The sequence below is a fragment of the Neisseria subflava genome (genome assembly GCF_003044645.1).
Classification (GTDB): Bacteria; Pseudomonadota; Gammaproteobacteria; order Burkholderiales; family Neisseriaceae; genus Neisseria; species Neisseria subflava_B.
The window spans coordinates 200863-215154 of the sequence record NZ_POXL01000001.1; the positions used below are offsets into that span (position 1 = coordinate 200863).

Sequence of the window (14292 nt, forward strand, 5' to 3'; positions counted from 1 at the left end):
CGCTAAGTGCCGCCACTATAAAGCTTTACCCGAAGTAAAGGTCAAGCATCATGATGAACATCAGCCAGGCCGCGGCCGAGAGCGGCCTTTCCGCCAAACAAATCCGCGACTACGAAAAGCACGGCCTAATCGCCCCGGCCGCGCGCAGCGAAGCGGGCTACCGCCGCTACGGACAGGCCGACCTTGTCCGGCTGCGCTTTATCCGCCATGCGCGGGAAGTGGGCTTTTCGCTGCCGCAGATCGGGCAGCTTTTAAGCCTGCAACACAACCCGCAGCGCACCAGCCGCGAAGTGAAAACGCTCACCGCGCGGCACATCGCCGAGCTGGAAGCCAAAATCGAACGCTTGCAGGGCATGGTGGCCGAGCTGCAACGTTGGCACGATGCCTGCGCGGGAGACGACTGCCCGGATTGTGCGATTTTGGCCGGACTGGAGGATCGTTAGGCGGCTTGGGCAGAATAGAAACAGGCTACCTGAAAAGTTTCAGGTAGCCTTAGTCGGCCGCTAACGGTTTGGTACAGGCCTCGTCGTAATACGGCAGCCACTTGCCGCCGCTTTGCTTCAGATATGCGCGAAAACTTTTGTTTACCCGTGTGGCGGTGTAATCCAAATAATGGCAAAAAGTAAGTTATCAAGAGACAGAGGCCGTCTGAAGCGTTTCAGACGGCCTTTTCAAAATACGCTTATCGGTTACAAAGCCACATCGTAGCCGCCATCTTCTACGGCATCAATCAGCGCATCGGTATCTGTCTTGCTTTCATCAAAAGTAATCACTGCATTTTTGTTTTCCAAGCTGACTTCTGCTTTTTCCACGCCTTCTACGCCTTCCAAAAGACGGGTTACGCTTTTCACGCAGCCGCCGCAGGTCATGCCGTCGATATTGAGGGTAACAGTTTGCATTTGTATTTCCTTTCATTCAAACAAATATAGTTGCCAAATACTTTACTCCTTACACAAACAGCTTGCAAATTCTTCATTAAGTCCGTCTGAAAAATGCAGATAGGCGTACAATAACGCCTTTTGCTTCATCAAACGGACATAATAATGACTTCAACATTCAAACAATGGGTTAGCGTATGTGCGCTAGCGGTGGGGGCGTTTATTTTCAATACCACCGAATACATTCCGATTGCGCTTTTGAGCGACATTGGTCAAAGCTTTGGCAAAGCGGCAACGGAAGTGGGTATGATGATTACGGTGTATGCGTGGATTGTTGCGCTCCTATCGCTGCCGCTGATGCTGATGACGAAAAACATCGAACGGCGCAAATTATTGCTGATGCTGTTTGCACTGTTTGCGCTGTTTCACGCGCTGTCGTTCTTTTCTTGGAACTTCAACATCCTCTTGGTCAGCCGTATCGGGATTGCGCTGACACACGCGGTCTTTTGGTCGATTACGGCTTCTTTGGCGGTACGGCTTGCGCCCACTGGTAAAACCAATCAGGCTTTGGGCCTGCTCAGTACGGGTACGGTTTTGGCCATGGTTTTGGGCATTCCGCTGGGGCGCGTGGTCGGGCAATACTTCGGCTGGCAGCTCAGCTTCCTGCTGATCGGGGTTTGCGCTGCCGGCGTAATGCTGGTGTTGGCCAAAAACCTGCCTGCTTTACCCAGCCAAAATACCGGCTCTTTAAGCAGCCTGCCGAGTTTGTTCAAACGCCGCAACCTGATGCTACTCTATGCAATGACGGTGTTGATTATTACAGCCCATTTCACGGCATACAGCTATATCGAGCCTTTTGTGTTGCAAGTTGGCAGATTTAAGGCAGAACAAGTTACCATCGTTTTGAGCCTGTACGGTTTGGCAGGCTTTGCCGCTTCTTATTTGTTTGGCAAATGGTTTGCCAAAGCGCAACGTTTGTTTATGCTTGGTGCGGTGGCGGTCATCCTGCTCTCTGCCCTACTGCTTCTGCCGCTTGCCTCTTTCCCGTATGCAGTATATGCGCTGGTGTTTATTTGGGGCGTGGCCATCGTCATTGTCAGCTTGGGTATGGTGTCGAAAGTCTTGGCATTTGCCTCGGATGCAACAGATGTGGCCAACTCGATTTATTCAGGTTTGTACAATGTCGGCATCGGCGGCGGTGCACTTTTGGGGCATTATGTAACCGTCTGGTTCGGTCTTTCCAATATCGGCATTGCAGGCGCGCTCTTGGCTGCGGCCGCTTTGGCCGTGTGCAGCCTGCTGGTTAAAGCACAAGGCAACCCGACACAAAACATTTAAAATCCAATCACTTTCCTAATCGAATGGACAAACAGCCTTCCTGCTGTTTGTCCGTTTTTTATTTTATTTTAAAAAATAATTTACAATTTATTTACACTACATTAAATTACAAATATACTGTCGCTGTCAGGTCGTCTGAAAACGGCCGGCACAAGCGTAAAAGAAAAACCAGCAAATTTCAGAGGAACATTCTATGGATCTGCACGCAAAGGACAAAACTCAGCATCCGGAAAACGTCGAGCTTCTCAGTGCACAGAAGCCGATTACCGACTTTAAAGGACTGCTCACGACCATTATCTCTGCTGTTGTCTGCTTCGGCATTTATTACATCCTTCCCTACAGCCCCGATGCCAACAAAGGTATCGCGCTGTTGATTTTCGTTGCGGCACTTTGGTTTACCGAAGCCGTACACATTACCGTTACCGCGCTGATGATCCCTATCCTTGCCGTTGTACTCGGCTTCCCGGATATGGACATCAAAAAAGCGATGGCCGGTTTCTCCGACCCGACGATTTATATCTTCTTCGGCGGCTTCGCGCTTGCCACCGCCCTGCACATGCAACGTCTCGACCGTAAAATCGCCGTCAGCCTGTTGCGCCTGTCCCGTGGCAATATGAAAGTTGCCGTATTGATGCTGTTTGCCGTTACCGCCTTCCTGTCTATGTGGATCAGTAACACTGCGACTGCCGCCATGATGCTGCCTTTGGCAATGGGTATGATGAGCCACCTCGACCAAGAAAAAGAGCGCAAAACCTACGTTTTCGTCCTGCTCGGTATCGCCTACTGCGCCAGTATCGGCGGCTTGGGTACCGTGGTCGGTTCTCCGCCGAACATGATTGCCGCCAAAGCGCTGAACTTGGACTTCGTCGGCTGGATGAAGCTCGGCCTGCCGATGATGCTGTTGATTCTGCCGCTGATGCTGTTCTCCATGTACGTCATCCTCAAACCTAATTTGAACGAACGCGTGGAAGTTAAAGCCGAATCTATACCTTGGACTTTGCACCGCGTGATCGCATTGTTGATTTTCTTGGCAGCTGCCGTTGCTTGGGTATTCAGCTCCAAAATCAAAGCCGCATTCGGTATTTCCAACCCCGACACCGTTATCGCCCTGATTGCCGCCGTTGCCGTCGTTGTATTCGGCGTGGCACAATGGAAAGAAGTTGCCCGCAATACCGACTGGGGTGTATTGATGCTCTTCGGGGGCGGTATCAGCTTGAGCGCGTTGTTGCAATCTTCCGGCGCATCTGAAGCACTGGGTCAGCAAGTTGCTTCCACATTCTCCCATTCTCCTGCATTACTGGTGATTTTCGTGGTTGCCACCTTCATCATCTTCCTGACCGAGTTCACCAGTAACACGGCTTCCGCCGCCCTGCTTGTGCCTATTTTCGCCAGCATCGCCGCGCAAATGGGTCTGCCCGAACAAGTCTTGGTATTCGTCATCGGTGTCGGCGCATCTTGTGCCTTCATGTTGCCGGTTGCCACACCGCCTAACGCGATTGTGTTCGGTACAGGCTTGATTAAGCAACGCGAAATGATGAATGTCGGCTTATTGCTGAACATCCTCTGCGTGGTATTGGTTGCTCTGTGGGCTTATGTTGTACTGATGTAAACCATCGACCCAAACAACAAGGCCGTCTGAAAGAATATTTTTCAGACGGCCTTGAAGTTTCTCGTTCAGACACAATTTAACGAATGATTCAAAACCGGATTCTAACGAAAGGAAACCCATGATTATCCTGCACACCAACAAAGGCGACATCAAAATCGAACTCGATTTCGACAAAGCCCCCGTTACTGCTAAAAACTTCGAGCAATACGTTAAAGACGGCTTCTACGACGGCGTAATCTTCCACCGCGTCATCAAAGGCTTTATGATTCAAGGCGGCGGCATGGATGAAAACATGAACGAAAAAGAAACCCGCGATCCGATTCAAAACGAAGCGTCCAACGGTTTGCCTAACGAAAAATACACCATCGCCATGGCGCGTACTTCCGATCCTCATTCTGCCAGCGCGCAATTCTTCATCAACACTGCCGACAACGCTTTCTTGAACTTCCGTTCTAAAGAGCTGTATGGCAAAACCGTCGTTCAAGACTGGGGCTATGCCGTATTCGGTAAAGTCGTTGACGGTTTTGACGTTGTCGATGCTATCGAAGGCGTTTCTACCAAACGTCACGGCTACCACGACGACGTACCGAGCGAACCTGTCATCATCACTAAAGCCGAAGTGGTTTAATTGATTTGATTTCCCATAAAAACAGCCTGTCCGTTTTTAACTCGGACAGGCTTTTTTCAATAATGACGCATACCGTCACACATCATAAGTACCGACCACGCATGCCGAATCCAACACATGGCCCTGAATGGCAAAATGCAGCTCATTAAAGCGGAAACCGCGCGGCAAATCCAAAACGGTATCCAGCGCGTACACAATCAGTTCATAACGATGGCGGTTGTTCGGTGGCGCCATACCGCCGTAAAAAGAAGCCTCTTCGATTTCAAATTTACCCAACGCGCTCGCCCAAGTGTTCGCGCCCTGAGTGAAATCTGTTGCAGAAATACTCTCATTTTCTGCCACGGAAGTACGTTTCAAATCCGAAATCAACCAATGTGTCCATACGAAACCCGATGCCGAAATGGCATCTTTGTCTTCCAACACCACGGCAAACGATTTTGTTCCTTCAGGCGCATCTTCGATCTCAAAAGGAATCGAATAAGAAGGCATACCGCTCGGGCTGAACTGGCTGCCGCGCTTGCCGTATTTGTCTTCAAATTCGCCGTTGACAATAGCTTTACTGCTGACTTTCATCTTATATCTCCCAATAGTAGGTTTGTTCATTCTAACAAACACCAAAGCCGTCTGAAAGATACTGCCGTTTTCACTTTCCCGATGTCGCATTTTCAGACGGCCTCAAGCAATATTCACAATTCGATCAAACACATTTGACATTCCATAGTATAATCCGCCGCATGAAAACTACACAGGATACGCATTATGGATTGGAAAGGTCGTGAACAAAGCCAAAACGTCGAAGATCGCCGCGGAAGCCGTGGCGGTGGTGGCGGCAAAACACCGGGCATACTCGGCATTATCGTGGTTTTGGTCGGCGCATATTACGGCGTAGATTTGAGCGGTTTGGTTGGCGGCTCATCTTCGATGGGCATTCCTACCCAGCAAGCTTCCCGACTCGATAGCCAACAAGAAGCCGAATTGAACGAACTGTCCCGCGTCGTCCTTGCCGATACGGAAAAAGCATGGAGCAAATATTTCCAACAACACGGCCAACGCTATACACCGGCAACCATGGTGTTGTATGAAGGCGGTACCTCCACCGCCTGCGGTACGGGCCAATCTGCCATGGGTCCGTTTTACTGTCCGGGCGACCAAAAAGTTTATTTGGATTTGAGCTTCTACGAAGACATGCGCACCAAACTCAAATCTGCCAGCGATGCCGCGTTTGCCTACGTTATTGCCCATGAAGTCGGCCATCACGTTCAAAACCTGCTCGGCATTCTGCCTAAAGTTCACAAAATGCAACAACAAGTCGGCAAGAAAGAGGCCAATGCCCTTTCCGTCAAACTCGAATTGCAGGCCGACTGTTTCGCCGGTATTTGGGGACACTACGCCGTCAACAACAACATCTTCAAAGCCGAAGACATTCAAAAAGCCATGCTGGCTGCTGAATCCGTCGGCGACGACCGCTTGCAGAAACAGGCTCAGGGCTATGTTGTTCCCGACAGCTTTACCCATGGCTCGTCCGAAGAACGCATGACTTGGCTCAAGCGCGGCTTGGAAAGCGGCGATATCAACCAGTGCAACACTTTCAACAATTGATTCGTCCAAACAACACTGTTCTTTGATGTAACGACAAAAGGCCGTCTGAATTCTTCAGACGGCCTTTTAGCCGTGTTAAAATAACGCCTATTATTTTCCCTTAAATTCAAAGGAAATCCACATGGCAAATATCGCCCGCGACATTTTCAAAGCCTACGACATCCGGGGCATCGTCGGTAAAACCCTGACCGACGAAGCTGCCTACTTAATCGGTAAAGCTATTGCTACCAAAGCCTCCGAAAAAGGCATTACCCGCATCGCACTCGGTCGCGACGGCCGTTTGAGCGGTCCCGGCCTGATGGCACAAATTCAACGCGGTTTTACAGACAGCGGCATCGACGTCCTCAATGTCGGCATGGTTGCCACCCCTATGCTCTACTTCGCAGCCATCAACGAATGCGGCGGCAGCGGCGTAATGATTACCGGCAGCCACAATCCGCCCGATTACAACGGTTTCAAAATGATGCTCGGCGGCGACACGCTCGCAGGCGAAGCCATTCAAGAACTTTTAGCCATTATTGAAAAAGACGGTTTTGTTGCCGCCGACAAACAAGGCAGCGTAACCGAAAAAGACATCTCCGGCGAATACCACAACAACATCGTCGGCCACATCAAGCTCAAACGCCCGATGAAAATCGTGATTGACGCGGGCAACGGTGTCGGCGGCGCATTTGCAGGCAAACTCTACAAAGGCTTGGGCAATGAAGTGACCGAACTTTTCTGCGAAGTAGACGGCAATTTCCCTAATCACCACCCCGACCCTTCCAAACCGAAAAACCTGCAAGACCTCATTGTCGAGCTCAAAAACGACGATGCCGAAATCGGCTTGGCATTTGACGGCGATGCCGACCGCTTGGGCGTGGTCACCAAAGACGGCAACATCATCTATCCAGACCGCCAACTGATGCTTTTCGCGCAAGACGTGTTGAGCCGCAATCCTAAAGCCAAAGTGATTTTCGACGTCAAATCCACCCGCCTGCTCGCACCTTGGATTAAAGAACACGGCGGCGATCCTGTGATGGAAAAAACCGGCCACAGCTTCATCAAATCCACCATGAAAAAAACCGGCGCACTGGTTGCCGGCGAAATGAGCGGTCACGTTTTCTTTAAAGAACGCTGGTTCGGCTTCGATGACGGTATGTATGCCGGCGCACGCCTCTTAGAAATCCTGTCTGCCTTCGACAATCCGTCCGAAGTGTTGAACAAGCTGCCGCAAAGCATTTCCACTCCGGAACTCAATATCGACCTGCCGGAAGGCAGCAACGGCCACAAAGTGATTGAAGAGCTGGCTGCCAATGCCAAGTTTGAAGGTGCGACCGAAATCATTACCATCGACGGCTTGCGCGTTGAATTCCCTGACGGCTTCGGCCTGATGCGTGCTTCCAATACCACGCCGATTTTGGTGTTGCGTTTTGAAGCGGATACGCAAGAAGCGATTGAGCGTATCCAAAACCAATTCAAAGCAGTCATTGAAAGCAATCCTGCATTGAAATGGCCGCTGTAAGGGTTTAGGCTAAAACAAAAGGCCGTCTGAAAATCATTTCAGACGGCCTTTAATATTCAATATTGTTATTCCAAAGTTTGAAAGCCAAGAATATCCCGGCTTAGTTATCCGACTTGCGCCAACTGTTGACGCATTTCATCGATAACGGCTTTGTAATCCGGTTTGCCAAAAATCGCCGAACCGGCCACAAACGTATCCGCACCTGCCGCCGCAATTTCAGCAATATTGTCTGTCTTCACGCCGCCATCGACTTCCAATGCGATATGGCGACCGCTTTGCCGTTCATACTCGTCCAACATCTCGCGCACTTTGCGGATTTTCACCAGCGTATTCGGGATAAAGCTTTGTCCGCCGAAGCCTGGGTTGACCGACATCAGCAACACCATATCTAGTTTGTCCAAAACGTTTTCCAGAATATTGACCGGCGTAGCAGGATTCAATACCAAGCCTGCCTGACAGCCGTATTCTTTAATCAAACCCAAGCTGCGGTCGACATGGCGACTGACTTCGGGATGGAAAGTAATGATATTGGCACCGGCTTTGGCAAACGCATGAATCAAATCGTCCACCGGCTCAACCATCAAATGCACATCAACCGGCACGGTTGCATACGGTTTCAAAGCCGCGCAAACCATAGGGCCGAAAGTCAGATTCGGCACATAATGATTGTCCATCACATCAAAATGAATCAAATCCGCACCGGCGCGGATAACTTCGGCAACCTCTTCGCCCAAGCGGGCAAAATCGGCAGACAAAATACTGGGTGCAATACGGTAGTCGGTCATGTTTATTCTCCTAAAGTGTGTTCCTTTGTCATTATCTCATTTTTAACCCTATGTTGTATGCTGCCGACAACGTCTCTACCGTCATTTTTGTGAATTTACATTTCATATACATTAATGAAACTTATAATCACATAGTAAGGCTTTGAAAATAAATTATTAGATTACATACACATTCAAAAAAATCTAACATCATTAACAAAAGTTAACTGCATTGATACTGCCTTTCACACGCTTATCGGTTATATTTCCAAACCTGATGAAACATTAGGAAAACACCGTGTCTGTTGCACTTTCCCGCTATCCGACTTTTATTTTCTTAGCACTCGCCCTACTCTGTTCCAGTCTGCCTGCACATGCCGGTCCGTTTCTAGCCACTTTGGACGACTTCCACCCGAATTGCGACATCCGACAGCTCAATTTATCCGCCGACCAACACGCCGCCCTGCGCCGCCTGCGTACCGACTTCAAACAAATCAACGATAAAGCCTACCGTAAAACCGTACGCTCCGACCGCAACCGCCGTCAAACCATCATCAAAATCCTCTCCGGCGACTCATTCGACTCAAACGCCGCCCGCGATTATGTTGAAAACCGCTACCTCTCCAGCATGGACTATGCGGTGGATGAAATGGAAATCCAATACCGCCTCTATCATCTGCTCAATCCGCGCCAGCGCCAGCAATGGTTGTCTTCATGCTTGCGCTGATGGATAAATAAAAATACAAAAAGGCCGTCTGAAACCATATTCAGACGGCCTTTGCTTTTTCAGCCTTAATCCAACACTCTTTCTTCCGGCAAGCGTCCTGCCCAGTCGCAGGCAAACTGCCATGCCGAGCGGCCCGAACGGCTGCCGCGCATTTGCGCCCATTGCAACGCAGCTTGGCGCGCCGTATCGTCAAAAGGCACATTGAAATCGTCCAACCAGTTGGCTACAGCGGTCAAATAATCGTTTTGATCGAAAGGATAAAAACTCAGCCATAAGCCGAAGCGGTCGGAAAGGGAGATTTTCTCCTCGACGGCCTCTTTCTGATGGATTTCACCGCGAGTGCCCGTAGTACCACCGTTTTCATCCATGTATTCGGGAATTAAATGACGGCGGTTGGAAGTTGCATAAACCAAAACATTGGTGCACCGTTGCGACAGTCCGCCGTCCAAAGCGGTTTTCAAGGCTTTATAGGTTTCATCGCCGGTTTCAAACGACAAATCATCACAGAAAACGATAAATTTCTCGGGACGTTCGGACAACAGCGTCAACAAAGCCGGCAAGCTGATCAAATCGCTTTTGTCCACTTCAATCAGTCGCAGGCCGCGCTCGGCGTATTCGTGCAACAACGCTTTAACCAAGGAAGATTTACCCGTACCGCGTGCGCCGGTCATCAAGACATTATTGGCCGGACGGCCTGCCAAAAATTGCTCAGTATTGCGTTTCAGCCTGTCGGTTTGCGAACCGACTGCCGCCAATCTGCTCAAAGGAAACGTATGCGGACGCGGCAGGCTTTCCAAAATGCCTTTTTTGCCCACGCTGTGCCAACGGTAGGCCAAAGCGCGCCAGTCGGTTTTACCGGCTTCGTCAGGCAGGATTAAATCCAGACGGTTTAAAACGGAATTGGCTTTTTTCAAAAAATTGGATAATTTCATTTCGGCTTTCTTTTTTCAGACGGCCTTTTGCGCCAATACTCGTATCACGGTATCGACAACGGCTTGGGTTTGCGGATCGATTTCAATATTGATGAGGTCGCCTTCTTTGCGGCTGCCAAACAGGGTACGCTCCAAAGTCTCCGGAATCAGGTGTACACAAAATTCGCTGTCGCTGACTTCGCCTATGGTCAGGCTGCAACCGTCCAAACCGACAAAGCCTTTGGTCAGGATGTAGGGCTTGAGGTTTTCCGGCAGATCAAACCAAACGGTACGGTTAAACTCGCTGGATTCGATACGGGAAATTCGGGTAACCGCCATCACATGGCCGCTCATCACATGACCGCCGATTTCGTCGCCAAACCGCGCCGCGCGTTCCAAATTGACACTGTCGCCGACTTTCAAGCTGCCGAGATTGGTTTTGCGTAAGGTTTCGTCCATCAAATCAAAGCTGACTTTGTTGCCGTCGATTCGGGTAATGGTCAGGCAGCAGCCATTGTTGGCGACAGAGGCGCCGGTTTGCAGATTGTCGGCGATTTCGGGGGGCAGCTCGACTGTGTGGGTACGAAAGTCGGGCGAAGGTTGGGCGATGTCTGTAATTTTGCCCATGCCTTGTACGATGCCTGTAAACATGATGTCTTCTTTCCGATGGTACGATAAGGCGGATATTGTAGCATTTTCCAGGCACAAAGGCCGTCTGAAAGCGGTAATGGCGATGGTTTGGGGTATAATCGGATTTTTATTTCCGCAGCCCGATCATGCTCAGCTACCGCCACGCCTTCCATGCCGGCAACCATGCCGATATGCTCAAGCACTTTACCCTCTTCCTCGTCCTCGAATATTTCAACCGCAAAGACAAGCCTTATTGGTATATCGATACGCACAGCGGTGCCGGTTTGTATGATTTGAGCGGCGATGAAGCGCAAAAAGTCGGTGAATACAAACAAGGCATTGCGCTCTTGGAACAAGCTGACAAGCTGCCTTCCGAATTGGCTGAATTTGTAGGCCGTCTGAAACAAATACTGCCGCAAGACAACCTTTACTGCGGCTCGCCTTGGCTGGCACAGGCGATCACGCGCGACAGCGACAAAATGCGCCTCTTTGAGCTGCATCCTGCCGATTTTGTCCATTTGCAAAACAATATGCGCGAAGTCCGTCCGCTGCGCAAAGTGCAAGTCAGCCAAGCGGACGGTTATCAGGGCCTGATTTCACTCTTACCTCCTCCGCCCCGCCGCGCCGCCGTCTTGATTGATCCGCCCTACGAAGAAAAACAAGACTACCGCCGTGTCGTCCAAGTCTTGAAAGATGCTTTAAAACGCTTTGAAACCGGCTGCTACATGGTTTGGTATCCTTGCCTGAGCCGCGAAGAAAGCCGCAAACTGCCGGACGAACTCAAAAAAATCGCTCCCGACAATTATCTCCATGCCGAGCTTCATGTCCATACGCCGCGCAGCGACGGTTTCGGTATGCACGGCAGCGGTATGTTCGTCATCAACCCGCCCTATATGCTTGCCGAACAGTTACAAAACAATCTGCCCGAACTTTCCAAAATTTTGGCGCAAGATGCAGGCGCGCATTATGTATTGGAAAGCAAAACGAAATAAACGCTGCCGTCTGAACGCATACCCAAGCGCTTCGATTTTGCCGCCATACCCGTTCAGACGGCCTTAACCCTTTATACTTAAGCCTTTTTCCACTACAATTCACAACATAACAATTAACGACCGTCCACTCATGAATATACGCACACCCCTAGCCTGCACACTCCTGCTCTGCGCGTGCAGCGAATCAGCAAAAAACGAATTTAAAGAAGAATTTACCCAAAGTTTCCGCACCGAATTTGTCCGCTCGGCAACCAAAGCCTGCGTAGAAAAAGCCGCAGGAAAAAGCCCGTTTGATTCCGCGACCACTGAAAAAATCTGCCGCTGTATCGGCGAAAAAACAGTCGACCAAATCAATCCTGAAGAAGCAACCTCGCTTTTGGGCGGCAGCGACTCCATGAGCGACGAGCTGAAAAAACGCATCAAAGACACCAGCATCGCCTGCACTAAAGAAGTTTTAGGCATGGCCGAGAGCAAAACCAAATGAACACGCCGTTTTCAGACGGCCTGAAATTGAAAAATGCCCGATTCAAACTTAGGAAAAGAGTGAAACCATGAAGACACTGAACCAATTCTTAGCCCAACACCTGCCCGAACACAAACTGCCGCAAGAGCTGGCCAGCGTATTGGAATCCGTAGCCTCCGCTTGTTTGTACATTAACGCCAAAGTCCGCCTCGGCGCGCTTTCCGGCGTTTTGGGCATGGCAGGTACCGGCAACATCCAAGGCGAAGACCAAAAGAAACTTGACGTCATCGCCAACAACATCATGATTGATGTTTTAAAAACCAATGCCAACATCGCAGGCCTTGCCAGCGAAGAAGAAGACACCTATGTCGCCACACACGAAAACGGCGGCTATTTGGTATTGTTTGATCCGCTGGACGGCTCTTCCAATATCGACGTCAACATCTCCGTCGGCACCATCTTCTCCATCTTGGCGAAACCTGAAGGCGCATTGACTACCGAATCCTTCCTGCAAAAAGGCCGCGACCAAGTGGCCGCAGGTTATGTTTTATACGGTCCGCAAACCCAACTGGTACTGACTGTCGGTCACGGCGTATTCGTCTTCACTCTGGACGATGCCAACCAATTCCTGCTGACCAAAGAAAATCCGCGCGTTCCCGAATCTACTAAAGAATTCGCCATCAATATGTCCAACCAAAGACATTGGTTCGCCCCTGTTCAACAATACATTGACGAATTGCTGGCAGGCGAAACCGGCGTACGCGGCAAAAACTACAATATGCGCTGGGTAGCCAGCATGGTTGCCGAAATTCACCGCATCCTGATGCGCGGCGGCGTATTCATGTATCCGCAAGACAAACGCGACCCATCCAAACCGGGCAAACTGCGCCTGATGTACGAAGCCAACCCGATGAGCCTGATTATGGAACAAGCCGGCGGCGCATCAAACAACGCCATCGAAGCCATGCTCAACATCCAACCTACCGGCCTGCACCAACGTGTTGCCGTATTCATGGGCAGCCGCGAAGAAGTCGAATACGTTTACAATCTGCATCAAAAATAATCAGATGTATTGATTTCAAACCAAAAAAGGCCGTCTGAAATATGATTTTCAGACGGCCTTTGGTTAAAAAATAAAAGAAACGAAAGATTAAAAGGACAGACTCAAATCTGTCCTTTACTGTTTTCCGTCTAATCTTTATTGGATTACGCCGAACGAGCCAGCTCTTCCGCCGCTTTTTGCACCATATCCGGCGTCAGCTTGTTCAAACAATCCGTATGCCCCAACGGACATTCTCGCTTGAAACAAGGCGAGCAATCCAAATTCAAACTGATGATTTTTGCCTTTTGGCTTAGAGGCGGCGTATGGTCAGGGCTGGATGAGCCGTAAACCGCAATCAATTTCCGATCAAGCGCGGCCGCAAGGTGCATCAGACCGCTGTCGTTGCACACGACCGTATCGGCGCAAGACAACAGATCAATCGCCTCCGGAAGATTAGTTTTGCCGCAAAGATTGGTACACAGGCCGTCTGAAAGTCGGTTGATTTCATCTGCAATATCAAAATCTTTTTGCGAACCAAACAGCCAAACCTGCCAACCCTCGGCCAAATATCGGCGGCCGAGTTCGGCAAAATGACGCGCAGGCCAACGCTTGGCCGGGCCATATTCCGCACCGGGACAAAATGCCAAAATCGGTTTATCCGTCGTCAAACCATGTTTTGCCAAAGCGGCTTGACGGCTTTCGGAATCAATCGTGAAACAGGGATTATCGGAATGCCCGTTAAAATCCGCTTGGGTTGGATACGCCAGCGCAGTATAGCGGTCGACCATCAGAGGCAACGCGGTCTTATCCAATTTGCGGATATCGTTCAGCAAAAAATAGCGTGATTCGCCGACGTAGCCCGTACGCTGTTTAATACCCGTAGCCAAGGCAATAATGGCGGATTTGAGCGAACCGGGCAAAACAATCACTTGATCATAGCCTTCTTTTCCCAATTCGCGACCGATACGCCAGCGTTTTTTCAATTCCAACGCACCATGTCCAAACGGGTTTTCCATCACACGGTTGATTTCAGGCATACGCTCAAATACGGCCATCGACCATTTGGGCGCAAAAGCATCAATAGTGCAGCCGGGATGCAGCTCATGCAAACGGCGATAAAGCGGTTGGGTCATGACGCAGTCGCCAATCCAGCTTGGGGTAATAATCAGGATTTTTTTGGACATAATGGAATGTGTTTTTAATTTTG

At 50.0% G+C, this 14292-nt stretch carries 16 protein-coding genes; 10 read left to right on the forward strand and 6 right to left on the reverse strand.

Annotated elements, in window-relative coordinates:
• Nucleotides 1-50: 50 nt before the first annotated feature.
• On the forward strand, nt 51-443 hold the full coding sequence (cueR, locus tag DBY97_RS00985; RefSeq protein ID WP_107857146.1) for a Cu(I)-responsive transcriptional regulator: 393 nt from the start codon (nt 51-53) through the stop codon (nt 441-443).
• Nucleotides 444-689: 246 nt separating this feature from the next.
• On the opposite strand, the gene DBY97_RS00990 is transcribed toward cueR, so the two are convergent.
• Nucleotides 690-899 carry a heavy-metal-associated domain-containing protein gene (locus DBY97_RS00990; RefSeq protein WP_004519826.1) on the reverse strand — a complete coding sequence of 70 codons (210 nt, stop codon included), beginning with the start codon at nt 897-899 and terminating at the stop codon, nt 690-692.
• 144 nt (nt 900-1043) lie between these two features.
• Here DBY97_RS00990 and DBY97_RS00995 point away from each other — a divergent pair, with 144 nt between their 5' ends.
• The 3 genes from DBY97_RS00995 to DBY97_RS01005 all read left to right on the forward strand — a co-directional run bounded on the left by DBY97_RS00995 (nt 1044) and on the right by DBY97_RS01005 (nt 4453).
• Nucleotides 1044-2216, forward strand: a complete 1173-nt coding sequence (locus tag DBY97_RS00995) for a sugar transporter (protein ID WP_107857147.1) — start codon at nt 1044-1046, stop codon at nt 2214-2216.
• 193 nt (nt 2217-2409) lie between these two features.
• Nucleotides 2410-3825, forward strand: a complete 1416-nt coding sequence (locus tag DBY97_RS01000) for an SLC13 family permease (RefSeq protein ID WP_107857148.1) — start codon at nt 2410-2412, stop codon at nt 3823-3825.
• 118 nt (nt 3826-3943) lie between these two features.
• On the forward strand, nt 3944-4453 hold the full coding sequence (locus tag DBY97_RS01005) for a peptidylprolyl isomerase (RefSeq protein WP_004519830.1): 510 nt from the start codon (nt 3944-3946) through the stop codon (nt 4451-4453).
• A gap of 75 nt (nt 4454-4528) precedes the next feature.
• Here the strand turns inward: DBY97_RS01005 and DBY97_RS01010 are convergent, their stop codons facing one another.
• Nucleotides 4529-5026, reverse strand: a complete 498-nt coding sequence (locus tag DBY97_RS01010) for a YbhB/YbcL family Raf kinase inhibitor-like protein (protein WP_070749591.1) — start codon at nt 5024-5026, stop codon at nt 4529-4531.
• Nucleotides 5027-5212: 186 nt separating this feature from the next.
• Here DBY97_RS01010 and ypfJ point away from each other — a divergent pair, with 186 nt between their 5' ends.
• Together ypfJ and DBY97_RS01020 are read left to right on the forward strand one after the other, a co-directional pair.
• Nucleotides 5213-6052 (forward strand): KPN_02809 family neutral zinc metallopeptidase, encoded by an 840-nt coding sequence (ypfJ, locus tag DBY97_RS01015; protein ID WP_107857149.1) that lies wholly within the window; start codon nt 5213-5215, stop codon nt 6050-6052.
• Nucleotides 6053-6173: 121 nt separating this feature from the next.
• A complete protein-coding gene (locus tag DBY97_RS01020; protein ID WP_107857150.1) occupies nt 6174-7556 on the forward strand; it encodes a phosphomannomutase/phosphoglucomutase in 1383 nt (460 codons plus the stop codon).
• Nucleotides 7557-7660: 104 nt separating this feature from the next.
• On the opposite strand, the gene rpe is transcribed toward DBY97_RS01020, so the two are convergent.
• On the reverse strand, nt 7661-8341 hold the full coding sequence (gene rpe / locus DBY97_RS01025; RefSeq protein WP_107857151.1) for a ribulose-phosphate 3-epimerase: 681 nt from the start codon (nt 8339-8341) through the stop codon (nt 7661-7663).
• 277 nt (nt 8342-8618) lie between these two features.
• Between rpe and DBY97_RS01030 the strand changes: the two genes are divergently transcribed.
• Complete coding sequence (locus DBY97_RS01030; RefSeq protein WP_049336552.1) at nt 8619-9047, forward strand: Spy/CpxP family protein refolding chaperone; 429 nt, start codon at nt 8619-8621, stop codon at nt 9045-9047.
• 65 nt (nt 9048-9112) lie between these two features.
• Here the strand turns inward: DBY97_RS01030 and DBY97_RS01035 are convergent, their stop codons facing one another.
• Complete coding sequence (locus DBY97_RS01035) at nt 9113-9979, reverse strand: ATP-binding protein (protein WP_036472369.1); 867 nt, start codon at nt 9977-9979, stop codon at nt 9113-9115.
• A 15-nt stretch (nt 9980-9994) separates the two neighbouring features.
• Complete coding sequence (locus DBY97_RS01040; protein WP_070826168.1) at nt 9995-10609, reverse strand: riboflavin synthase; 615 nt, start codon at nt 10607-10609, stop codon at nt 9995-9997.
• Nucleotides 10610-10734: 125 nt separating this feature from the next.
• Here DBY97_RS01040 and DBY97_RS01045 point away from each other — a divergent pair, with 125 nt between their 5' ends.
• The 3 genes from DBY97_RS01045 to DBY97_RS01055 all read left to right on the forward strand — a co-directional run bounded on the left by DBY97_RS01045 (nt 10735) and on the right by DBY97_RS01055 (nt 13106).
• Nucleotides 10735-11580, forward strand: coding sequence for a 23S rRNA (adenine(2030)-N(6))-methyltransferase RlmJ (locus DBY97_RS01045; protein WP_070826167.1), 846 nt, complete (start codon nt 10735-10737; stop codon nt 11578-11580).
• Between the two features lie 130 nt (nt 11581-11710).
• The gene (locus DBY97_RS01050; RefSeq protein ID WP_070826166.1) at nt 11711-12064 is read left to right on the forward strand and encodes a hypothetical protein; all 354 of its coding nucleotides are present in this window, start codon (nt 11711-11713) and stop codon (nt 12062-12064) included.
• Nucleotides 12065-12131: 67 nt separating this feature from the next.
• On the forward strand, nt 12132-13106 hold the full coding sequence (locus DBY97_RS01055; protein WP_070826165.1) for a class 1 fructose-bisphosphatase: 975 nt from the start codon (nt 12132-12134) through the stop codon (nt 13104-13106).
• Nucleotides 13107-13249: 143 nt separating this feature from the next.
• Here the strand turns inward: DBY97_RS01055 and waaF are convergent, their stop codons facing one another.
• Nucleotides 13250-14269 carry a lipopolysaccharide heptosyltransferase II gene (waaF, locus tag DBY97_RS01060; protein ID WP_070826164.1) on the reverse strand — a complete coding sequence of 340 codons (1020 nt, stop codon included), beginning with the start codon at nt 14267-14269 and terminating at the stop codon, nt 13250-13252.
• Nucleotides 14270-14292 lie beyond the last annotated feature (23 nt).